General features: G+C 70.5%; 19 protein-coding genes. 8 read left to right on the top strand and 11 right to left on the bottom strand.

Annotation, left to right across the window (positions count from 1 at the left end):
* Positions 1-33 precede the first annotated feature (33 nt).
* Positions 34-507 carry a GNAT family N-acetyltransferase gene (locus HMPREF1529_RS08470; RefSeq protein ID WP_016464495.1) on the top strand — a complete coding sequence of 158 codons (474 nt, stop codon included), beginning with the start codon at positions 34-36 and terminating at the stop codon, positions 505-507.
* A gap of 21 nt (positions 508-528) precedes the next feature.
* Here HMPREF1529_RS08470 and ispD read toward each other — a convergent pair whose 3' ends face one another.
* Both ispD and HMPREF1529_RS08460 read right to left on the bottom strand, forming a co-directional pair.
* The gene (ispD, locus tag HMPREF1529_RS08465; RefSeq protein WP_016464494.1) at positions 529-1,716 is read right to left on the bottom strand and encodes a 2-C-methyl-D-erythritol 4-phosphate cytidylyltransferase; all 1,188 of its coding nucleotides are present in this window, start codon (positions 1,714-1,716) and stop codon (positions 529-531) included.
* A 48-nt stretch (positions 1,717-1,764) separates the two neighbouring features.
* On the bottom strand, positions 1,765-2,247 hold the full coding sequence (locus HMPREF1529_RS08460) for a CarD family transcriptional regulator (protein ID WP_005051117.1): 483 nt from the start codon (positions 2,245-2,247) through the stop codon (positions 1,765-1,767).
* A gap of 145 nt (positions 2,248-2,392) precedes the next feature.
* On the opposite strand from HMPREF1529_RS08460, the gene HMPREF1529_RS08455 reads away from it, so the two are divergent.
* The gene (locus HMPREF1529_RS08455; RefSeq protein WP_005051119.1) at positions 2,393-2,860 is read left to right on the top strand and encodes a hypothetical protein; all 468 of its coding nucleotides are present in this window, start codon (positions 2,393-2,395) and stop codon (positions 2,858-2,860) included.
* 76 nt (positions 2,861-2,936) lie between these two features.
* Here HMPREF1529_RS08455 and HMPREF1529_RS08450 read toward each other — a convergent pair whose 3' ends face one another.
* Together HMPREF1529_RS08450 and HMPREF1529_RS08445 are read right to left on the bottom strand one after the other, a co-directional pair.
* Complete coding sequence (locus tag HMPREF1529_RS08450; RefSeq protein WP_005051122.1) at positions 2,937-3,620, bottom strand: response regulator transcription factor; 684 nt, start codon at positions 3,618-3,620, stop codon at positions 2,937-2,939.
* Complete coding sequence (locus HMPREF1529_RS08445; protein WP_016464493.1) at positions 3,617-4,891, bottom strand: sensor histidine kinase; 1,275 nt, start codon at positions 4,889-4,891, stop codon at positions 3,617-3,619. Before HMPREF1529_RS08445 ends, HMPREF1529_RS08450 begins: the two co-directional genes overlap by 4 nt.
* A 90-nt stretch (positions 4,892-4,981) precedes the next feature.
* Here HMPREF1529_RS08445 and phoU point away from each other — a divergent pair, with 90 nt between their 5' ends.
* Complete coding sequence (gene phoU / locus HMPREF1529_RS08440; RefSeq protein WP_016464492.1) at positions 4,982-5,683, top strand: phosphate signaling complex protein PhoU; 702 nt, start codon at positions 4,982-4,984, stop codon at positions 5,681-5,683.
* An 88-nt stretch (positions 5,684-5,771) separates the two neighbouring features.
* On the opposite strand, the gene HMPREF1529_RS08435 is transcribed toward phoU, so the two are convergent.
* Positions 5,772-6,521: a phosphoglyceromutase gene (locus HMPREF1529_RS08435; protein WP_016464491.1), complete on the bottom strand. Its 750-nt coding sequence runs from the start codon at positions 6,519-6,521 to the stop codon at positions 5,772-5,774.
* A 41-nt stretch (positions 6,522-6,562) separates the two neighbouring features.
* On the opposite strand from HMPREF1529_RS08435, the gene HMPREF1529_RS08430 reads away from it, so the two are divergent.
* Entirely contained in the window at positions 6,563-7,402 is an 840-nt protein-coding gene (locus HMPREF1529_RS08430; RefSeq protein WP_016464490.1) for a class I SAM-dependent methyltransferase, read from the top strand.
* 137 nt (positions 7,403-7,539) lie between these two features.
* Here the strand turns inward: HMPREF1529_RS08430 and HMPREF1529_RS08425 are convergent, their stop codons facing one another.
* From HMPREF1529_RS08425 to HMPREF1529_RS08405, 4 genes are all read right to left on the bottom strand, one after another.
* On the bottom strand, positions 7,540-8,556 hold the full coding sequence (locus HMPREF1529_RS08425; protein WP_232212086.1) for an FUSC family protein: 1,017 nt from the start codon (positions 8,554-8,556) through the stop codon (positions 7,540-7,542).
* A gap of 122 nt (positions 8,557-8,678) precedes the next feature.
* Positions 8,679-9,785 (bottom strand): CAF17-like 4Fe-4S cluster assembly/insertion protein YgfZ, encoded by a 1,107-nt coding sequence (gene ygfZ / locus HMPREF1529_RS08420; protein WP_016464488.1) that lies wholly within the window; start codon positions 9,783-9,785, stop codon positions 8,679-8,681.
* 2 nt (positions 9,786-9,787) lie between these two features.
* Positions 9,788-10,393 carry an FABP family protein gene (locus HMPREF1529_RS08415; protein ID WP_016464487.1) on the bottom strand — a complete coding sequence of 202 codons (606 nt, stop codon included), beginning with the start codon at positions 10,391-10,393 and terminating at the stop codon, positions 9,788-9,790.
* 134 nt (positions 10,394-10,527) lie between these two features.
* Positions 10,528-10,815 (bottom strand): hypothetical protein, encoded by a 288-nt coding sequence (locus HMPREF1529_RS08405; protein WP_005051143.1) that lies wholly within the window; start codon positions 10,813-10,815, stop codon positions 10,528-10,530.
* 126 nt (positions 10,816-10,941) lie between these two features.
* Here HMPREF1529_RS08405 and HMPREF1529_RS08400 point away from each other — a divergent pair, with 126 nt between their 5' ends.
* The 4 genes from HMPREF1529_RS08400 (at position 10,942) to HMPREF1529_RS08385 (ending at position 15,379) form a co-directional block, all read left to right on the top strand.
* Positions 10,942-11,640: a response regulator transcription factor gene (locus tag HMPREF1529_RS08400; protein ID WP_016464486.1), complete on the top strand. Its 699-nt coding sequence runs from the start codon at positions 10,942-10,944 to the stop codon at positions 11,638-11,640.
* Positions 11,641-11,711: 71 nt separating this feature from the next.
* On the top strand, positions 11,712-13,880 hold the full coding sequence (locus tag HMPREF1529_RS08395; RefSeq protein ID WP_016464485.1) for an RNA degradosome polyphosphate kinase: 2,169 nt from the start codon (positions 11,712-11,714) through the stop codon (positions 13,878-13,880).
* On the top strand, positions 13,877-14,815 hold the full coding sequence (locus HMPREF1529_RS08390; protein ID WP_016464484.1) for an NUDIX hydrolase: 939 nt from the start codon (positions 13,877-13,879) through the stop codon (positions 14,813-14,815). Before HMPREF1529_RS08395 ends, HMPREF1529_RS08390 begins: the two co-directional genes overlap by 4 nt.
* 3 nt (positions 14,816-14,818) lie before the next feature.
* A complete protein-coding gene (locus tag HMPREF1529_RS08385) occupies positions 14,819-15,379 on the top strand; it encodes a hypothetical protein (RefSeq protein ID WP_016464483.1) in 561 nt (186 codons plus the stop codon).
* 25 nt (positions 15,380-15,404) lie between these two features.
* Here HMPREF1529_RS08385 and HMPREF1529_RS08380 read toward each other — a convergent pair whose 3' ends face one another.
* Both HMPREF1529_RS08380 and HMPREF1529_RS08375 read right to left on the bottom strand, forming a co-directional pair.
* Positions 15,405-16,697, bottom strand: coding sequence for a M1 family metallopeptidase (locus HMPREF1529_RS08380; RefSeq protein WP_016464482.1), 1,293 nt, complete (start codon positions 16,695-16,697; stop codon positions 15,405-15,407).
* Positions 16,694-20,623 (bottom strand): Pls/PosA family non-ribosomal peptide synthetase, encoded by a 3,930-nt coding sequence (locus HMPREF1529_RS08375; RefSeq protein ID WP_016464481.1) that lies wholly within the window; start codon positions 20,621-20,623, stop codon positions 16,694-16,696. Before HMPREF1529_RS08375 ends, HMPREF1529_RS08380 begins: the two co-directional genes overlap by 4 nt.
* Position 20,624: the final 1 nt, after the last annotated feature.

Below are 20,624 nucleotides of genomic sequence, written 5' to 3'. Positions count from 1 at the left end.
CCGGCGGACGGCGGCGTGGGACACTGACGGACGATGAACGCCCCCGATGCCATGATCATCCGCCCGGACGACCTCACCGGGCAGGCCACCCGCGCTCTGGTTGCGGCGCACCTCAGCAGGATGCACGCCGCGTCCCCCGCCTGCAGCGTCCACGCGCTCGACATCGACGCGCTGCAAGATCCCGCCGTCTCGTTCTGGTCGGCATGGATTGCCGAAGAGATCGCCGGGATCGGCGCGCTGAAGCGACGCGACGCACACCGCGGCGAGCTGAAGTCGATGCGGACCGCTGAGCGGTTCCTGGGTCACGGGGTCGGCCGCGCGCTCCTTCGTCGCATCACCGCCGAGGCGGCAGCATCGGGCATGTCCAGCCTGTGGCTGGAGACGGGCACGACTGAAGAGTTCGCCGCGGCGCGGCACCTCTACGCCAGCGAAGGCTTCGTCGTGTGCGGCCCGTTCGGCGACTACGCGCCCGACCCGTTCTCGACGTTCATGACGAAGGAGATCTAGCACCGCGCCCCTCGGGGCGGCTCAGCGGGGGATCACGACCGCGACGGCGAAAGCCGCGACGCCCTCCCCCGTCCCGGTGAACCCGAGGCCGTCTGTCGTCGTCGCCGATACCGAGACCGGAGCACCCAACGCCGCCGACAGGACGCGCTCGGCTTCGGTACGGCGGGGCGCGAACCGCGGATTGCGCGCTTGTACCTGCACCGACACGTTGCCGATCGCGAAGCCTGCCTCGGTCACGAGGGCACGCGTCCGCGCGAGGAACGCCTCGGCGTGCGCACCGGCGTACTCGGGCTGGTCGGTGCCGAAATGGGTGCCGATGTCGCCGAGCCCCGCCGCAGCGAGCACGGCATCGACGATCGCGTGGGCGACGGCATCCCCGTCGGAATGACCGTGCAGAGCCGGCTCACCGGGCCATTGCAGTCCCGCCAGCCACAACTCCCCCTCGCCGCCGACGGCATGCACATCGGTGCCGATGCCCACCCGCGGCGGGGCCGGCACAGCCGACACCGGCGCGACGCCGAGCAGCGCACGCGCGCGGTCGAGGTCCGCGGGCGTCGTGATCTTGAACCCGCGCTCGTCGCCCGGCACCGTCCACACGGCGGTGCCGGCGCTCTGAACGAGTGCGGCATCGTCGGTGTGATCGGCGGCTGCCGCGGCGTAGGCCGCGTCGAGAACCGCGCGACGGAATCCCTGCGGCGTCTGCGCCGCCGCGAGATCGGACCGGTCGACGGCCTCGCTGACCACGTCGCCCGCCACGCGTTTCACGGTATCGACGACCGGAAGCACGGGCAGCACGGCATCCTTGCCGCTCTCCAACGCGGCGATCACGCGCGCGAACACCGCGGGAGGAGTGAGCGCGCGGGCGGCGTCGTGCACGAGCACCCAGTCGACATCCGGCCAGACGGCCTCGAGACCGGCAGCGACCGACTCCTGTCGTGTCGCGCCCCCCGCCACGACAGAGACGAGATCGCGCCGATCACCGGCCACCGTCCGCGCCTCGGTGAGCGCGTCGCCCACCCGGTCTGCGGGAGCGACGACGACCACCTGGGCCGGCGGCGCGGCGAAGACTCCGAGGAGAGCGTGGCGGAGCACCGTGTGCGCGTCGAGACCGACGAACGCCTTCGGCCGACCGGCACCGAGGCGCTGGCCTGATCCCGCGGCGACGACGATCACGGCGACGCGGGGAACGGGGAGCAGATCTGAGGTCACATCGCGACCCTACCGAGCCGCGTCCGCGCGGGCGAACCCGCGCGGCGATCAGCTGGCGAGGACCTCGTCGAGCACGCCCGAGGCGTGGTCTTCGTCGGCCTTGAGCGCGAGCGCGATCTCCGAGACGAGGATCTGGCGCGCCTTGGCAAGCATGCGCTTCTCACCGGCGGACAGGCCGCGGTCCTGGTCACGGCGCCACAGGTCGCGGACGACCTCGCTCACCTTGATGACATCGCCGGAGGCGAGCTTCTCGAGGTTGGCCTTGTAACGGCGCGACCAGTTGGTGGGCTCTTCGGTGAACGGTGCGCGCAGCACATCGAACACCTTCTCGAGACCGTCCTTGCCGATCACGTCACGGACGCCGACCAAGTCGACGTTGTCGGCAGGGACCTCGATGATGAGGTCTCCCTGCGTGACGTTCAGCTTCAGGTACTTCTTGGTCTCGCCCTTGATGATCCGGTCCTTGACCTCGATGATCGTCGCGGCCCCGTGGTGCGGATAGACGACCGTCTCGCCAACCTCAAAAAGCATGCAGTTATGTCCTTTCGGCAAAGTCCAGAATACCACAGGCGACATACGCTAAGGTTCGCCGGCTGAGCACCTGCGGCGATGGGCGACGGGGCGGTATCCCGTCCCGGCATAGAATGAGCACACACCGACTCGTCCAGGAGGATCCGTGAACACGCGCCGTCTCGCGTCCGTCGCCCTCGCCGCCGTTGTGGTCCTCTCCACCGCCGGCTGCAGCATGATCTCGCCGCAAGCCACGACCATCAGCTACTCGGCCGCCGAAGGTGTCAACATCGTGCACTCGGCACCGCTGAAGGTGCGCAACGCGCTCTTCGTCGCCAACGAGAAGGGCACCGAAGCCAACTTCCTCGCGGCGATCGTGAACGACACCGACACCGATGAGACGCTGCTGGTCGGCGTCGAAGGCGACACGCAGCGGGTGCGGGTCGCCGCACACTCGACCGTCAGCCTCGGCTTCGACGGTGCAGAGCCGCTCCTGTTCACCGGCCTGTCCGCCAAGCCCGGCACCGACGTTCGTACGACGTTCCAGTCCGGCACCGGCGAGGCCGTCGAAGACCGCGTTCCCGTCCTGGACGGCACGCTGTCGTACCTGAAGGACTTCATTCCCGCGAGCTGATCGCGCTCACGGATATCGGCGGCGTCCCTCCTCACGAGGGGCGCCGCCGATCTTCGTGTCGCGGGGAACGGACGCGTCAGGCTTCGAAGCGGTAGCCGAGCCCGCGCACGGTCAGGAGCATGACCGGCTCGCTCGGATTGCGTTCGATCCGTGACCGGATGCGCTTGATGTGCACGTCGAGCGTCTTGGTGTCGCCGAAGTAATCGCTCCCCCAGACCCGGTCGATCAACTGGCCGCGCGTCAGCACGCGCCCCGCGTTGCGCATGAGCACCTCGAGCAGCTCGAACTCCTTCAGCGGCATCGGGATGGTCTCACCGTCGACGGCGACGGTGTGCCGATCGATGTCCAGCACGACCCTTCCGCCGTCGACGACGCTGTCGTCCAGCCCCAGCTCGGGGCCTTCGCTGCGTCGCAGCACCGCCCGCATCCGCGCGAGCAGCTCGCGCGACGAGTAGGGCTTCGTCACGTAGTCGTCGGCGCCCAGCTCGAGACCGACGACGATATCGACCTCGGAGTCCTTCGCTGTCAGCATGATGATGGGCACTTTGGAGGTCGAGCGCACCACACGGCACACCTCGGTTCCCGGCATCCCCGGGAGCATGAGGTCGAGCAGGATGATGTCGGCGCCGCGCGAGGCGAACGCATCGAGGGCCGCGGGGCCGTCCTCGGCGATCTCGACCTCGAATCCCTCACGGCGCAGCAGATAGGCGAGCGGATCGGCCAGATCGGGCTCATCCTCGACGATCAGGACGCGGGTCATCGCTTCTTCTCTCCTTTCGCCCGCGCACCATCGCGGGCGGCCTTCTTCTTCTTGCGTTTCTTGGGAGCGGGAAGGTCGTCGGGCGCAGGGACGGCGGGCAGTCGCACGGTGAAGGTCGAGCCCCGCCCCGGACGCGACCAGACCTCGACCTCTCCCCCGTGCCGCTGCACCGCGTGCTTGACGATCGACAGCCCCAGCCCCGTGCCGCCGGTGCGGCGCGAGCGCGCCTGGTCGGCACGATAGAACCGCTCGAACACGCGTTCCTGCTCGTCCTCCGGAATGCCGATCCCCCGGTCGGTGACCGCGATCTCGACGACGCCGCCGTCGAGTTTCACGCCGACGCCGACCTGACCGCCCTGCGGCGAGTACGCGATCGCGTTGGCGACCAGGTTGGCGACGGCCTCGGTGAGCACCTGCACGTCACCGCGCACGTATGCGTGCCGTTCACCCCCGCGGGCGACGGTGATGGCGGCGGAGTCCGCGGCCACCGACTGCGACTCGATGGCGGCGGCGACGACCTCGTCGACGGACACGTCGCGCAGTTCCGTCAGATCGTCGGCCGACTGCAGCCGCGACAGGTTCATGATGCGCGACGTGAGCTGGCTGAGCCGCGCCGCCTCGGCGCTGAGGCGACTGGCGAAATGACGCACCTGATCGGGATCGTCGGCGGCCGACTCGACCGCCTCCGCGAGCAGGCTCACCGCACCCACCGGCGTCTTCAGCTCATGACTGGTGTTGGCGACGAAGTCGCGGCGCATCTCCTCGACGCGCTCCCGCTCCGTGATGTCACGGACGACGATGAGGATCAGCCGCGGCGTGATCACGCTCGCCCGAGCCGAGACCAGTCGCGGCTCGACGCCGCGCTTGAGGCGCATCGTCTGCGTCTCCGGCGCCTCGGTGCGGCGGACGGTCCGGGCGAGGGCGCGCAGCTCATCGCCGGGAAGCGCGTAGTCCTCGTGCATGCCGAACAACTCCGCGGGCGCCGAGACGGCGACGATCTGCAGCGACGTGTCGACGACGACCGCGACTTCGTCCATCCCCTGGAGCACCGCCGCCGTCCCGTCGGGCAGGGCGGTGGATGCCGCGACACGCGCGCGGTCACGCGCCCGCAGCGCGATGAGCACGAGCGTGGCCACTCCGCCGCCGAGCACGAGGCCGAGGATCAGCGCGATCGCCGGCTGCAGGGACTCCATGGCTCCCAGCGTAGGGTGGTTGGACACCGCAGATTCACGATACGGATCAACGCCGGAAACCGCGTCGGCAACGTTCATCGCTGCGGCACCGATCGTTAACCTTGGCCCGCGATGATCACCGGGTCAGGAGGCGGCACCGTGCCTGCCTGCCGGAAGAGAGGCCCTCTCATGCGCGAAGTGTTCCACCAGTCGCTCGAGGACGTGCAGTCGCGTCTCGTCGAGATCGCCGAGCTGGTCACGGAGGCGATCGACAAGGCCACCCGCGCCTTCGGCACCAGCGACGTCGCCCTTGCCGAAGAGGTCATCGAAGCCGACCAGACGATCGACGACAAGGCGGTCGCGCTCGACGAGCTGGCGATCCAGATCCTCGCTCGTCAGCAGCCGGTCGCCCGCGATCTGCGCATCGTCGTCGCGGCCCTGCGCGTCAGCGCCTCCTTGGAGCGCATGGGCGACATCGCCGAGCACATCGCTCAGCTCACCCGCATGCGCTTCCCCGAGCGCGCCATCCCGAAGGGCCTGAAGGGGACCTTCACCAAGATGGGCGAGCTCGACGTCGAGGTCGCGAAGACCCTCACCGAGCTGCTGCGCACCGAAGACCTCAGCTACCTCGAAACGCTGCGCACACTCGACGACAAGGTCGATGACCACCACCTCGCCGTCTTCGAGAAGGTGCTGAGCGAGAACTGGCAGGGCGAGGCCGGAGCCACCGTCGATGCGACGCTGGCCAGCCGCTACCTCGAGCGCTTCGCCGACCACGCCGTCTCGGTGGCCAAGAAGGTGGCCTACCTCGCTACCGGCGACTGGACACCCGACACCGACACGATCGCCGTCATCATCGCCGAGGGCGAATCGGTCGACGGCGTCGAGTGAGACGTCGCCTCCGCTGTGGCGGAGGCGGAAACCGAAGAGGGGGATGCCGGTCGGCATCCCCCTCTCGCGTTCGTACGGCCGCTGAGCCTCAGCCCTTGCCCTGGCTCGCGACAGCCGCGGCGCCGGCAGCGGCGGCCTCGGGATCGAGGTAGGCGCCCGGCTCGAGCGGCATGAGGTCTTCACCGAGGCGGTAGACGAGCGGGATGCCGGTCGGGATGTTCAGCTCGGCGATGTCGGCGTCGCTGATGCCGTCGAGGTGCTTGACCAGGCCGCGCAGCGAGTTGCCGTGCGCGGTCACCAGAACGGTCTTGCCCGCCTTCAGGTCCGGAACGATCTCGTTCTCCCAGTACGGCAGGAGGCGGTCGATCACGATCTTCAGCGACTCGGTGCGCGGGACGTCGCCGTCGATGCCGGCGTAGCGCGGGTCGTCCACCTGGCTGTAGGGCGAGTCGTCGGGAAGGGCGGGCGGCGGCACATCGAACGAGCGGCGCCACAGCATGAACTGCTCCTCACCGAACTGCTCGAGCGTCTCTGCCTTGTCCTTGCCCTGGAGGTCGCCGTAGTGACGCTCGTTGAGGCGCCACGACCGCTTCACGGGGATCCACAGACGGTCGGCCGCGTCCAGCGCGATGTTGGCCGTCTGGATCGCCCGACTGAGCAGCGACGTGTGCAGCACATCGGGCAGGATGCCGGAATCCTTCAGCAGTTCACCGCCGCGCGCGGCCTCGCCGCGCCCCTGCTCGGTGAGGCGGACGTCCACCCATCCGGTGAACTGGTTGGTCTTGTTCCACTCGCTCTGCCCGTGGCGGAGGAGGATCAGCGTGTACGGCGCGGTCATGCTCGTCATCCTACCGGCGCGCGCGCTGGCATCATGGGGGGATGCCGCCGGAGAAAGCCCCCGCTCGTGCGGTCGTCGGTCAGATCACGCGCGGCACGACGAACACCAACCGGCTGCGGCGCATCGACCGCTGGATCGCCCGGCATCCCGTGCTGAGGCGCGCCGCCGATCCGTTCGTCATCGACCTCGGATACGGCGCGAGCGCCGTCACCGTGCTCGAGCTCGAGGAGCGGCTGCGGCGCGCCCGCCCCGGTGTCGATGTGCTCGGGCTGGAGATCGATCCGGCCCGGGTCGAGCGGGCCCGCACGCAGCTGCTCGACGTGCGCGCGGGGCGCACGGCGTTCTCGCCCGACGCTCACGTGTCCTTCGCCCGCGGCGGGTTCGAGGTGCCGACGCCGCAAGGGCGCCGACCTGCGGTGCTGCGGGCGTTGAACGTGCTGCGGCAGTACGACGAGCACGAGGTGAAGGATGCGTGGGCGCGCATGACGCGGCGCCTGCATCCCGACGGCATCCTCGTGGAAGGCACCTGCGACGAGCTCGGGCGGATCTGCACGTGGGTCGAGATCGGCGCCGACGCCGCGCCACGAACGCTCACGCTGTCGTTGCGTCTGAGCGAACTCGCCTCGCCGTCGATCGCCGCGGAGCGGCTGCCGAAGGCCCTCATCCACCGCAACGTGCCCGGTGAGCCGGTGCACGATTTCCTGCGCACTCTCGACGAGGAGTGGACACGCGCCGTCGGCACCGCGTCGTTCGGACCGGTGCAGCGCTGGCGCGCCGCGCTCGACGCGATGCACGCGACGGGCTGGCCTGTGCAGGGCCGGGCGCGCTGGCGGCTGGGCGAGGTCACCGTGCCGTGGAGCCTGGTCGCTCCCGTCGTCTGACCGGCGCCCGCCGGCGAACGGCCGACCGAGCGCAGGCGATCTGCCCGGCACAGGCCGATTCTGCGCCGTTCTGCCTCTCCCCGGCACATTGCCTGCCCTCGGGGGCGCGCCATCGCCGGTTCGGGGCGGCCGGCGGCTCAGACGCGCGGGATCGCGGCGCGCGCCTCGTCGGCGGGCATCCCCGCCGCCGTCATGAGGTCGACCGCCAGCGGGCGCAGCGCACCGATGAGCGTCTGGTCGACGGCCGAGCTGCGATCGGCGAGAACGGTGGGATCCAGACGGGCCGCCACGGCACGGACGGCTTCGCGGGCGGCCGGCTCGTAGGAGATGTCGCCGAGCGACTCCGCAATGAGGCGCGCACCGGCCGCGAGTTCGGTGAGCAGATCGGCGGCGATGGGACGCGGCTGCCGGTCGTCGCAGAGGTAGACCACGCGTCTGGCGATCACGCGCAGATTGCGGGTGGCCAGGTCCAGGTGCAGGCGGATGCGGTCCTGCCGCTGGAACTCCGAGCGCTGGCGGCGCAGGAACGGCGAGATGCGCGCGATCTCCGAACCCGACTCGATTCCGGCGCGCCACTGGTCGACCAGCCCCTGAAGGGCGCGCGCCTTGGCGAGTCCGCGCTCTGCGCGCACCGCGTCACCGCGGCGCAGGGCCTGCACGAGGGTGGACACGGCGCCGTCGAACGCCCAGAAAAGGGCCGCTCCTTCCCGCGCGACCGTACGCAGCGGGCTGCGCGGCAGCAACGCCGTCACCAGCAGGGCCATGACACCCCCGACGAGACCGTCGATCATCCGGAGGAACGGCACGCTCACCGGGATGACCATCACGATCGCCGACTGCATCGCCGCGGCGATCGCGAACGCTGGCTGGGGCGAGAGGAACCGCGCGACGATCAGCGAGGCCGTCAGCGTGATGCCGAGCTGCCACCACCCGATTCCCGCGACGAACACGATCAGCTCCGCGACGAGGATTCCGACGACCATTCCGATCACCGTCTCCAGCACCCGGCGCGGTCGGGCGTCCCTCACGAGACCGAGGCTCGAGACCGTGACGGTGGCCGCCAGCAGGGGCGCCGCGTGACCGAGCACGTAATGGGCGAACGAGAACGCCGCGGTCGCTGCGATCACGATCTGCGCGATCGCAGGAGCCGACACGATGGCACGGTCGATGCCGACACGCGGATGCCAGCGGGAACGCCACCCGGTCGGGATGGCGGCGGTCTGCGCAGCCGTGTTCCCGGGGCGTTCCGAGGGCGGCGGCGCGGACGTCACCGTGCTCAGCGGCGCCGGGAGAGCCGCGGCATCCGCGGGATCGATGCGGTGCGCCCGGCGTCGGGCGGGACGATGACCTCCTGCGCTGCCGCGATGCGCCCCTCGTCCACCGCGACCGTCAGATCAGCCTCGACCGGAACCGTGCGCTTGACGTATGCAAGCGCGATCGGCCCCTCCTCGAAGTGGCGTGCGACGGACGTCACCGCGCCGACCACCTCGTCGCCGAGGAAGACCTCGGCGCCCCCCACCGGCAGGTCGGCGTCGCTGCCATCCAGCTGCAGCGCGACGAGCCGGCGCGGCGGATGACCGAGGTTGTGCACCTTCGCGACGGTCTCCTGGCCGCGGTAGCAGCCCTTGTCCAGGTGCACCGCCGTGCGCAGCCAGTCGGCCTCGTGCGGCAGCGCCCGTCCGTCGGCCTCGGTCGCGGCGCGAGGACGCCAGGCGGCGACGCGGACGGCATCGACGGCCATCCATCCGGCGACGGGCTGATCACCGGATGCCGCGGCCTCGGCGAGGCGGGACGCCGCACCGACCGGCACGATCGCCTCCGCCCAGTCGTACGACTCCCCCGGGTGCGGGTCGGCGGGGGCGTATCCCCACCCGCCGGTGCCGACCGCAGGCCACGGGTCGTGCCAGATCGCGAGCGGGTCGAGCGCAGCAACCGCTTCCGCGGTGCCGCCGATGACGCGCACCTCCTCCGAGAGGTCCTGCGGCTCTACCCGCAACCGGAACCGCATGCGACTGAGCCACGTCACGAGCGCCGCGGAGCGGGACCGATCGACGATCAGCCACGTGCGCTCACCGTCGTCCACGACTCCCGCGGCGTGTTCGACGTGGCCCTGCGGGTCGAGCACGAGCAGCTCGGTGCTGGTTCCCGGTGCGAGCGCCGTGAGCGCCTGCGAGGTGATGGAATCCAGCCAGCTGAGGCGGTCGACGCCGTCGACCGCGAGCACGACCCGGTCTTCGAGGGGCGCGAGTGCGCGTCCGGCGATGAGATCACGCTGCTCACGCGCGGGCGCGGCCACATGCGCCAGCCCACGCTCGTCGACGACGGCACCGGGAACGATGGCGAAGGGGCTGGCGGTGGGCTCAGACGGACGCAGGTCGGACATGCTCACTCGGCCCGCGCCAGTCGCGCCGACGCGTGCGAACCGAGTTCGCCGCCGAGCGCGGCGATGTCCCATGCCCAGAGCAGATGACCGTCGACGAGGCCGTACATCCGGGTCGCCGCGGTGTAGACCTTCGCACTCGCGGGGCGCACTACGGCATCCGTCGCCAGGTCGATGCGCGGACCGCGCACCTGCCCCACGTAGAGCTCGCTGATGCCGTCGGAGTGGACGATGGCGACCTCGAGATCGAAGCCGCCCTCCGCATTGCGAAGAGCCTCGACGTCGTCGGCCGTGCGCGAGGCGTCGCGTACCGCCGACGGCGGCAGCAGTGCCGGGCCGGCGTCGGCCTGCTCGAGCGGGCGAGCGAGGCGCCAGTACCCGGTCTCGGCCACGAGAGGGGTGCGGGACTCGTCATCGGCGACGAACCAGGCGTTCGCCGCGTAGTTGACGTAGTCGCCGCCGTCATGGCTGAAGCTCACCCGATGGGCGAACTCGCCGCGGAAGGCGACACCGTCGGCCTCATAGTCGATGACGCCGGTGCCTTCCCAGACGCCGAGCAGCCACGAGAGCGGAACGAGATCGGCCGGCAGGTCGGTCGGCAGGTCGATCATGCCGATCAGCGCTGGCCGCGGTAGAGGTTCTTGATCACGACACCCGACACGAAGACGATCGCGAGCGAGGCGAGCGCGAGCAACCCGACGAAGAAGAGTTCGAGCGCGAGCAGGTCCATGTCCTCACTCTACCGTCACGCGAACATGCTGGAGAGTCCGAGACCGAGCCCGATCAGGCCCATCACCACGAACGCACCGAGAGTGCTCAGCGCCACCCGACGCACGAAGCCCTGCGAGTGTCCCTGCACCAGTTGCACGACGAAGGCGAGGATGAGGCAGGCGGCCATGCCCACCGGCATCCATGCGGCGCGCCACTCGCCCGGAGCGACGACGCCGATCACGATCGCGATCACCGCGCCGGCGGCCCAGACTCCGACGATGCCGCCGTACTCGGCGCGGGGCGCCAATCCAGGAAGCGTCATCCTCCCATTGTCACCGACGCGCGCACTCCGCGCACGTCGGCCGAGCCACCCGCGCACGGCGCCTGTGCGAGCGGGTTCTAAGATGGGGGCACGGTTCGGGGGCATCCGAACCGGAAGGGACCCCCATTGGCTCAGCTTCTCGTCTTGAGTTCCGCCCCGGGCGGGGGCCCCGTCCTGCCTGCGCTCGAGCTGCTCAGCCATCGCGTCCGGCAGATTCCCGCCGAGCCGGCCCAGCTCGTGAACGCGCCGAGCTCGGATGTCATCTTCGTCGACGCCCGCGCCGACCTGGTCGGGGCGAAGTCGCTGTGCAAGATCCTCAACACGACGGGCCTGGACGCACCGCTGGTGCTCGTCGTGACCGAGGGGGGCCTCACCGCGGTGTCGACGGACTGGGGCATCGACGACGTGATCCTCGTCGGCGCCGGGCCCGCCGAGGTCGACGCGCGCATCCGGCTGGCGGTTGGACGTCAGTCCGCCTCTCAGGTGTCCAGTCGCATTCAGACCTCCGGCATCACGATCGATGAGTCGTCCTATTCGGCCAAGGTGCACGGCAAGCCTCTGGATCTCACCTACAAGGAGTTCCAGCTGCTGCACTTCTTCGCCACGCATCCGTCGCGCGTGTTCACGCGCGAGCAGCTGCTGAGCGAGGTGTGGGGTTACGACTACTTCGGCGGCACGCGAACCGTCGACGTGCACGTGCGACGACTGCGCGCCAAGCTCGGCGACCTGGAGCAGCTCATCGGCACGGTGCGCAACGTCGGCTATCGCTTCAACGTCTACGAGGACGACCAGATCCCCTCGTCGCACGAGGCCTCTTCGGCCTGATGACGCGGCGGCCAGTGCCGCGCGACGTCGTGGTTAACGCGTCGGTCACCTGGCCCTGACATGATGAGGGAATGATCGACACCGACGTTCTGGACACCGGACTGGGCGACGAGGACGACGACGACTTCGACGAGATGGTCGAAGACGGCGACGCCCAGCTCCCCGAGCACCGCTACATGGATCGCGAGCTCAGCTGGCTCGCCTTCAACCAGCGCGTGCTGGAGCTCGCGGAGGACCCGTCGGTGCCCGTGCTGGAGCGCAGCAACTTCCTGGCGATCTTCGCCAGCAACCTGGACGAGTTCTTCATGGTGCGCGTGGCCGGCCTCAAGCGCCGCATCGTGACCGGGCTCGCGGTGCCGACCAACGTCGGTCGCGCCCCCCAAGACGTGCTCGCCGACATCTCCGACGCTGCCCACGCCCTGCAGCTGCGTCAGGCGAACGCCTGGCTCGGGATGGTCCAGCCCGCGCTGGCCGATGCGGGCATCCGGGTGGTGTCGTGGGACGACCTGTCGGTGGATGACCGCAACGATCTCTCGGAGTACTTCCAGACGCAGGTCTTCCCGGTGCTCATGCCGCTCGCGGTCGACCCCGCCCATCCCTTCCCGTACATCTCCGGCCTGTCGCTGAACCTCGCGATCCGCATCCGCAACGCGAAGACCGGTCGGCAGGAGTTCGCGCGCCTGAAGGTGCCGCCCATGCTCCCGCGTTTCGTCGCGGTGCCGGGAGAGGCGGGCCGCGCACGGTACCTGCCGCTCGAGCAGCTCATCGCCAACCACCTGGGCGACCTGTTCCCGGGGATGGAGATCCTCGAGCACCACACGTTCCGCCTCACTCGCAACGAGGACGTCGTGATCGAGGAGGACGAGACCGAGAACCTCATCCAGGCGCTCGAGGCCGAGCTGCTGCGACGCCGCTTCGGTCCGCCGATCCGCCTCGAGGTCACCGAGGACATGGACGAGGTCACGCTCGATCTGCTGATCGCCGAGCTCGACATCACCGAGCAGGAGGTCTATCGCCTGCCCGGTCCGCTCGACCTGCGCGGCCTGTTCGACCTGTCTCGCATCGACCGTCCGGAGCTGCACTATCCGGCGCACGTGCCGACCACGGCTCCGGCCTTCCAGCCCGCCGAACAGAACGGGCGCGCCGATCTGTTCGCCGCGATCCGCAAGGGCGACGTGCTCGTGCACCACCCGTACGAGTCGTTCACCACGAGCGTCGTGAGCTTCCTCGAGCAGGCCGCGCGCGACCCGCACGTGCTCGCCATCAAGCAGACGCTCTACCGCACCTCGGGCGACAGCCCCATCGTCCAGGCGCTCATCGACGCCGCCGAGCGCGGCAAGCAGGTGCTCGCCCTCGTGGAGGTCAAGGCGCGCTTCGACGAAGCCGCGAACATCGTCTGGGCGCGCAAGCTCGAGAAGGCGGGCGTGCACGTCGTCTACGGCCTGGTGGGTCTGAAAACGCACTGCAAGTTGCTGCACGTGATCCGCGAGGAAGACGGCATGCTGCGCAGCTACAGCCACATCGGCACCGGCAATTACAACCCGAAGACCAGCCGCATCTACGAGGACTTCGGTCTGTTCACGTCGGACGAGCAGGTCGGTCGCGACCTCACACGCCTGTTCAACGAGCTCAGCGGCTACGCGATCGAGAAGAAGTTCAAGCGCCTGCTGGTGGCACCGTTGCACCTGCGCAAGGGGCTGCTGCGTCAGATCGAGAACGAGCGCCGCCACGCCCTGGAGGGCAAGCCGGCACACATCCGCATCAAGGTGAACTCGATGGTCGACGAGCAGATCATCGACGCTCTCTACCGCGCCAGCCAGGCGGGCGTTCGCGTCGACGTCTGGGTGCGCGGCATCTGCTCGCTCAAGGTCGGCCTTCCGGGCGTGAGCGACAACATCACCGTGCGCTCGATCCTGGGCCGCTACCTCGAGCACTCGCGGATCTTCGCCTTCGCCGGCGACGGCGACCCCCAGGTGTTCATCGGCAGCGCCGACATGATGCACCGCAATCTCGACCGCCGCGTCGAGGCCCTCGTGCGCGTGGTGGCTCCGGCCCAGATCAAGGAGCTCGTCGACCTGTTCGACCTCGCGATGAGCGACGAGACGAGCTCGTGGCACCTCGAGGACAGCGGCGAGTGGAAGCGCCACAGCACGAATGCCGACGGCAAGCCTCTCGTCGACCTGCAGGACCGCACGATGGCGCAGGTGCAGCGCCGACGTCGGGCTCGGGCGGTGCGATGACCGAGACTGCCGTCTACGCAGCCGGTGGCGTGGTGTGGCGCGTCGTCGACGGCAAACTCCGCGTCCTCGTGATCCACCGCACGGCCTACGCCGATGTGACGATCCCGAAGGGCAAGGTCGATCCCGGAGAGAGCCTGGCCGAGACCGCCGTGCGCGAGATCTTCGAGGAGACCGGCATCCAGGTGGCCCTCGGCATCCCCGTCGGCGTCTCGCGCTACCGGATGCCCAACAAGCGGCAGAAGATCGTCCACTACTGGTCGGCCGAGGCGACGGATGCCGCGATCCGCGCGTCCGCGTTCGTCCCCAACAAGGAGATCGCCGCGATCGAGTGGCTCTCGCCGCGCAAGGCGCTCGCCAAGCTGTCGTATCCGGTCGACGTGGAGATCATGGAGGAGTTCCTGCGCTACGTCGACGACGGCGTGCTGGCGACCTTCCCGATCGTGGTGCTGCGTCACGCGAAAGCGCTGGACCGGGCGGACTGGGACGGCACGGATGCCGCGCGACCGCTCACCACGCGCGGAGCGAAGCAGGCCGCCGCCGCCGTGGGACCGCTCCGGGCGTTCGGAGTGCGCAAGATCGTCTCGAGCGACGCGGTGCGTTGCGTGACGACCGTGACGCCGCTGGCCGCCGCCCTCGGCAAGAAGATCCATCGCACGAGCGCGCTCAGTCAGGACGCGTGGGAGGACGGGACATCGGATGTGCGCGCGGTGATCGGACGACGCGTGCGTTCCCGCAAACCCGCCGTGCTCTGCAGCCACGGTCCGGTGCTTCCCGGGATCATGGCGGAGCTGGCACTGGCAACGGGCACGCTCCACGGGTCGTATCTCGGCAGCGCCTCCGCGCTGGAGACGGGAGCCTTCTCGGTCGTACACCTGTCGGCCACGAACCCCGGCTCGGGCATCATCGCGATCGAGACGCACGAGCCGAAGCTGTAGACCGTGGAAGGGCTCCGCCTGGCGTGGGCGCCGGCCCCCGCCTCGCGCGACGGCCGACGGGCGGTGGCGTGGGGGCTGATCCGCGACCTTCTGCGCGCGGAAGCGGTGGCGGAGGTGCGACTGACGAACCCGTGTCCGCAGTGCGGCGGCCCGCATGGCCCGGTGCGGGTGGAGGATGCCGCGTGGCGAGCGGGGGTGACCTACGCCGGGCGTTTCGCTGTGGTCGGCGTCGTGCCGGGCGTCGGTGGGGGCTTCGCCATCGACGCGGAACCGCTCCACGACACGGTCCGCGAAGCCGCCGGCGGTGTTCCGGGTGGGGTGCGCCGGTGGGTGAGGGTCGAGGCCGCGCTGAAGGCCGTCGGCACGGGACTGCGGATCGATGCGGCATCCGTCGCGCTCGAGGAGTCTGCCGACGGGGCTCACTGGTTCGCCGATGTTCCCGGGGTGGCGACGACCGTTCACGGCGTGGATCTCGACGGCCCGCCGGGGATCCTCCTCTCTGCCGCGGTGGTCGACACCGTGGTCGACACGATGGTCGACACGGCGTCGATGAGCGCCAGATGAGGCGGGGGTGTCGGTCTCGTGACCGCTACGGGCGCGGCAGCGGGGGCAGCTCGACGCGATCGAGCCACGGCGTGAAGACGTCGTCGAGATCGCGGCCGGCGACGCGGGCGGCCAGCGCGCGGAAGTCGTCGGTCGTCGCGAGGGCGTGCCGATAGGTCGCCACCCATTCGTGCAGCACCCGTGTGAACACCGCGGTGCCGACGGCGCATCGCAGGGCATACAGGGTGAGGGCGCCGCGCTTGTAGACCCGGTCGTCGAACATCAGGTCCGGACCCGGGTCGGACAGCACGAGGTCCTGCGGCAGCGCCCGCAGACGAGCGTGGTGCTTCGCCGCCTTCTCGGCGACGCTCGCCGCGCCGGAGCGCTCGAACCAGAGCCACTCGGCGAAGCAGGCGAAGCCCTCGTTGAGCCAGATGTCCTGCCAGCGGCCGATGCCGACACTGTTGCCGAACCACTGGTGGGCGAGCTCGTGCGCGATCAGCCGCTGCTCGTCGGGGACCAGATGGTTGCTGCCGAAGACCGCGAGCCCCTGCGCCTCGAGCGGGATCTCCAGCTCGTCCGGTGTCACGACAAGTGTGCAGGCTTCCTGCGGATACGGCCCGAAGGAGTCGTCGAACAGTGCCCGCATGCGCGGAACGTCGGCGAACGCCCGCGTCACGTCGCGGCGCAGTTGTGCCGGAGCGAACACCCGCACACCCTCGCCGCCTTCGAGCGCGGTCTGCTCGTAGGGGCCGACGTGCACCGCGACGAGGTACGTGGCCACGGGCACGGTCGACTCGGACGTCACCGTGACCCGACCGCCCGCCGTCGTCGTGCCGGTCGGGCGGCCGGTGAGGACCGGCAGGTACCCGGCATCCGTCGTCACCGACAGACGCATCGGCGCGCGTGCGTCGGGGCGGTCGTTGCAGGGGAACCACGTCGGAGCGCCGGTCGGCTGCGACGCCACCAGGGCGCCGTCCTCGAGCTCCTCCCACCCGATCGTGCCCCAGCGGGAACGACGCGGTGCGGGCGCGCCGGCATAGACGATCTCGATGGAGAACCGCTCCCCCGGCTGCAGCCGATGCGGCAGCGTGACCCGCAGCTTCCGCGGGCCCTGCGAGAACCGGGTGCGCCGATCGCCGTCGACCCGCACCCTCGTCGCACGCAGGCCCACGAGGTCGACACTCACGGCCGACACCGCGATGGCCGCCACGGCGTTGAGCGTCGCCCGCCCCTCGAGGCGGTTGGTGCGCACGCGATAGTCGATCTCCACGTCGTACGAGTCGACGTCGAACGAAGGATCGCCGCTTTCGGGCGCGTACGGGTCGTGCCCGCTCACGAGGTGGACTGGTAGGCGCGCACCTTGACCGCGTGCCAGGGGCCGATGGGGTTGCCGCTCCACCGCGAGCCGAGGGGAACCGTCTCGCCGCGCATCACGAGGGATGCCGGGCCCACGGTCGCGTGGGCGGCGATGCGGGCGGCGGGGAGGATGACACTGTGGGGGCCGAGCGTGGCTCCGGCCTCGAGTTCGACGGTGTCCATGCTCATGATTCGATCATGGAACAGGTGCGTCTGCACGACGCATCCCCGATTGACCGTCGACCCGTCGCCCAGGCTGACGAGGTCGGGCTCCGGCAACCAGTAGCTGTCGCACCAGACGCCGCGCCCGATGGTCGAGCCCAGCGACCGCAGCCAGACCGCGAGGGCCGGCGTCCCGGCGGCGGCGCGCGCGAACCAGGGAGCTGCGACCATCTCGGTGAAGGTGTCGGACACCTCGGTGCGCCAGACGAAGCTCGACCACAGCGGCTGCTCGCCGGCACGGATGGGGCCGACGATCAGCCACTTCGCCGCTGTCGAGACCCCGGCGGCGACGGCGCCCGCGGCCAGCATGACGATGCCCGACAGTAGAATCGCACCGCCGAGACCGACGGCGTCGATCAGCGCTGCCAGGGCGAAGACGACGAGCACGCCCAACGCACAGGTGACGACGACCGGCACGACGCGTCCCAGCTCCCACAGCGCGCGAGCGACGCGCAGGCGCGCCGGCGGCTGATACGTGCGCGTCTCGTCGCCCTCGGCGGTGCGTCGCCGAAGGCGTACGGCGGGCGAGCCCAGCCAGGATGAGCCCGGTTTGGCCTTCGCCGGCGCAGCCGAGAGCACCGCGACCAGCCCGTCCCGGGGAACGCGGTGTCCGGGCGCGGCCATGCCGGAGTTGCCGAGGAAGGCGCGCTTGCCGATGCGCACCGGGCCGAGGCGCATCCAGCCGCCGTGCAGCTCGTACGACGCGACCATGGTGTCGTCGGCGAGGAACGCACCGTCTTCGATGCGCGTCAGCGACGGAAGTAGCAGCACGGTGGAGGCTTCGACATCGCGACCGACCTGCGCGCCGAGCAGGCGCAGCCATACGGGCGTGAACAGGCTCGAGTACAGCGGGAACAGGATCGTTCGCGCCGAGTCCAGCAGGCGCTCGATCGTCCATGCCTGCCAGCCGACGCGGCTGCGCACCGCGTGCACGCCCTCGTTCAGCCCGATCGACAGCACGCGAACCGTCACGACGACGACACCGGCGAAGACGACACCCGCGACCAGCACACCGGGAACAAGCCACACCAGCGCCCCGCCCAGCGCCTCGAGGAGCGACGCCGCACCCTGGATGCCGCGGGCGACGACGAGCGCGCCCGCAGCGAACGCCACCAGCGGCAGGAGTGCCAGAGCGATCGCGGAGGCGGCGTATGCCCAGAGCCAGCGGGTGGGAGCGGGGGCCCGCTCGACGGGCCACTGCGCGGATGTGCCACCCACGCGCACCGCGGGAGAGCCCGCCCACGTCTGGTCGGCGCGCACCCGTCCGAACACCGCCGACCCGGGTGCGATCTCGGCGCGGCGGCCGATCCGGGTGCCGGGAGCGAGCGTGCTGCGCGAACCCACGGTGGCCCCGGCGCCGATACGGATGGCACCGATGCGCACGACGTCACCATCGATCCAGTACCCCGACAGATCGACCTCGGGCTCGATGGCGGCGCCGTCTCCGATCTCGAGCATCCCGGTGATGGGCGGCAGCGCGTGCAGGTCGACGCCCGTGCCGATGCGCGCGCCGAGGGCGCGGGCGTAGTAGCTCACCCACGGCGCTCCGGCGAGACCCACGGCATCCACCTGATCGGCGATCTGCTCGGCCAGCCACAGCCGGATGTGCACCCAGCCGCCGCGCGGATAGTCACCCGGTCGCACGCCCCTCAACAGCAGTCGGGCGGATGCCGCTGCGATCGCCATGCGCCCGAACGGCGTCGCGAACACGAGCAGTCCGACGGCAAGAAGGGGAAGTGGTGCTTCGGGCAGCACGTCGAACCCGGGGAAGAGCCGCAGGACGGCGGATGCCGTGAGCAGGTAGAGCATCCACCGGATGCCGGAGAGGATGAACAGCGGCACCGCGAGCAGCGTCTGCGCCCACTGGGCCCGTCGCGGCGTCGGCTCCGGACGGTGGAATGTGGCAGGGGCATCCTCCTGCAGACCGGTGCCGAGGGCTTTGGCCATCGCCCCCAGTCGCGGCACGTCATAGATGTCGGCGACGGAGAACTCGGGCACGCGCGTGCGGATGCGGGACACGAGCTGCGCCGCGGCGAGTGACCCGCCGCCGAGATCGAAGAAGTCGGTCTTGCGGTCGACGACCGGCATGCCGAGTACCGCGTGCCACTGCTGGGCGAGCCACGCCTCCCCCGGCGAGAGATCGGATGCCGGAAGCTCCACGTTCGGCAACGGCCACGGCAGGGCCGCACGGTCGACCTTGCCCGACGTGCGCACGGGCAGGTCGTCGACGACGGCCAGCAGCGGCACCATGGGAGCCGGCAGCCGCGCCGCCAGATCCGCCCGCGCCGCGAGACGATCGAAATCCGCAGGCGCCGCGAGGTAGCCGACGAGAACGGGCACCCCCGCCTCGGTGGTGCGTACGGCGGCCGCGGCGCCGGTCACGCCCGGCAGATCCTGCAGGGCGGCCTCCACCTCGCCGAGCTCGATGCGTCGCCCGCCGACCTTCACCTGGTCGTCGGCGCGGCCCTGGAACACGAGCCCCGCGGGCTCGAAGCGGACGAGGTCGCCGGAGCGATACGCGCGGTCCCAGCCGAGTGTCGGGAAGGGTGCGTACTTCTCGGCATCCTTCGCCGGGTCGAGGTAGCGCGCGAGACCCACGCCGCCGATGATCAGCTCGCCGGCGCCACCCTCGCCGACGGGCTGTCCGTCACCGTCGACCACCGCGAGCAGCCACCCGTCCAGGGGCAGGCCGATGCGCACCGGCACGGACCCGTCGAGCGGAGCCGCGCACGCCACGACCGTCGCTTCGGTCGGGCCGTACGTGTTCCACACCTCGCGTCCGTCGGCGACCAGGCGCGCGGCGAGCTCGGGCGGACATGCCTCGCCGCCGAAGATGAGCAAACGTACGTTCTCGATGGACTCCGCCGGCCACATCGCGGCCAGCGTGGGCACCGTGGACACGACAGTGATGCTCTGGCGCAGCAACCACGGCGCGAGATCCTCGCCGGAGCGCACCAGCGACCGCGGCGCCGGAACGAGACACGCACCGTGACGCCACGCGAGCCACATCTCCTCGCATGAGGCGTCGAAGGCCACGGACAGTCCGGCGAGCACGCGGTCGTCGGGTCCCAGCGGCGCATGGGGAACGAACAGACGAGCCTCGGCATCCACGAAGGCGGCCGCCGCGCGGTGGGTGACCGCAACGCCCTTGGGCACGCCCGTGGAGCCGGACGTGAAGATGATCCAGGCGTCGTCGTCGACGTTCGGCGGCGGCACCGCCACAACCGCCTGTGTCGCGGGGTGAGGCGCCTCACCGTCGAAGAGGTCATTCGCCACGGCGGCTTCTTCGGATGCCGGGGCGTACGTGCCCGTGCCGGTGATGACGCCGCGCACGGCAGCCTCTCCGAAGACCAGCCGCGCACGCTCGTCGGGGTCATCCGCGTCGACGGGCACGTACGCCGCACCGGCGGCGAGGACGCCGAGGATCGCGATGTACAGCTCTTTCGAACCCGACGGCATCCGCACCCCGACGCGATCGCCGCGTCGAACGCCCGCGTCATGCAGGCGCGCCGCCGTGGCGCCGACCCGGGCCAACAGCTCGCGATAGCTCAGGGCGCCCGAACCGTCGTCGATCGCGGAGGCTTCGGGAAACGCGCGCGCCGTGGCACGCAACACGTCCAGCAGCGTGCGGGCCGGGGTCGCAGCCTCCGCCCGACCGAGGAGCGCCCGGGGTGAATCGTCCACG

The organism is Microbacterium sp. oral taxon 186 str. F0373, from assembly GCF_000411455.1.
In the GTDB taxonomy this organism is placed as follows: Bacteria; Actinomycetota; Actinomycetes; order Actinomycetales; family Microbacteriaceae; genus Microbacterium.
Note: the sequence above shows the minus strand (reverse complement) of the source record. Positions and strands in the feature narration are given on the sequence as shown.

Excerpts from the sequence above, each read along its gene's own strand:
- HMPREF1529_RS08430 (WP_016464490.1), top strand. The coding sequence starts at position 6,563 with ATGCCGCCGGAGAAAGCCCCCGCTCGTGCGGTCGTCGGTCAGATCACG.
- HMPREF1529_RS08395 (WP_016464485.1), top strand. The coding sequence starts at position 11,712 with ATGATCGACACCGACGTTCTGGACACCGGACTGGGCGACGAGGACGAC.
- HMPREF1529_RS08435 (WP_016464491.1), bottom strand. The coding sequence starts at position 6,521 with ATGACCGCGCCGTACACGCTGATCCTCCTCCGCCACGGGCAGAGCGAG.
- ygfZ (WP_016464488.1), bottom strand. The coding sequence starts at position 9,785 with ATGTCCGACCTGCGTCCGTCTGAGCCCACCGCCAGCCCCTTCGCCATC.
- HMPREF1529_RS08445 (WP_016464493.1), bottom strand. The coding sequence starts at position 4,891 with ATGAACGTTGCCGACGCGGTTTCCGGCGTTGATCCGTATCGTGAATCT.
- HMPREF1529_RS08390 (WP_016464484.1), top strand. The coding sequence starts at position 13,877 with ATGACCGAGACTGCCGTCTACGCAGCCGGTGGCGTGGTGTGGCGCGTC.
- HMPREF1529_RS08470 (WP_016464495.1), top strand. The coding sequence starts at position 34 with ATGAACGCCCCCGATGCCATGATCATCCGCCCGGACGACCTCACCGGG.
- HMPREF1529_RS08405 (WP_005051143.1), bottom strand. The coding sequence starts at position 10,815 with ATGACGCTTCCTGGATTGGCGCCCCGCGCCGAGTACGGCGGCATCGTC.
- phoU (WP_016464492.1), top strand. The coding sequence starts at position 4,982 with ATGCGCGAAGTGTTCCACCAGTCGCTCGAGGACGTGCAGTCGCGTCTC.
- HMPREF1529_RS08450 (WP_005051122.1), bottom strand. The coding sequence starts at position 3,620 with ATGACCCGCGTCCTGATCGTCGAGGATGAGCCCGATCTGGCCGATCCG.
- HMPREF1529_RS08460 (WP_005051117.1), bottom strand. The coding sequence starts at position 2,247 with ATGCTTTTTGAGGTTGGCGAGACGGTCGTCTATCCGCACCACGGGGCC.
- HMPREF1529_RS08415 (WP_016464487.1), bottom strand. The coding sequence starts at position 10,393 with ATGATCGACCTGCCGACCGACCTGCCGGCCGATCTCGTTCCGCTCTCG.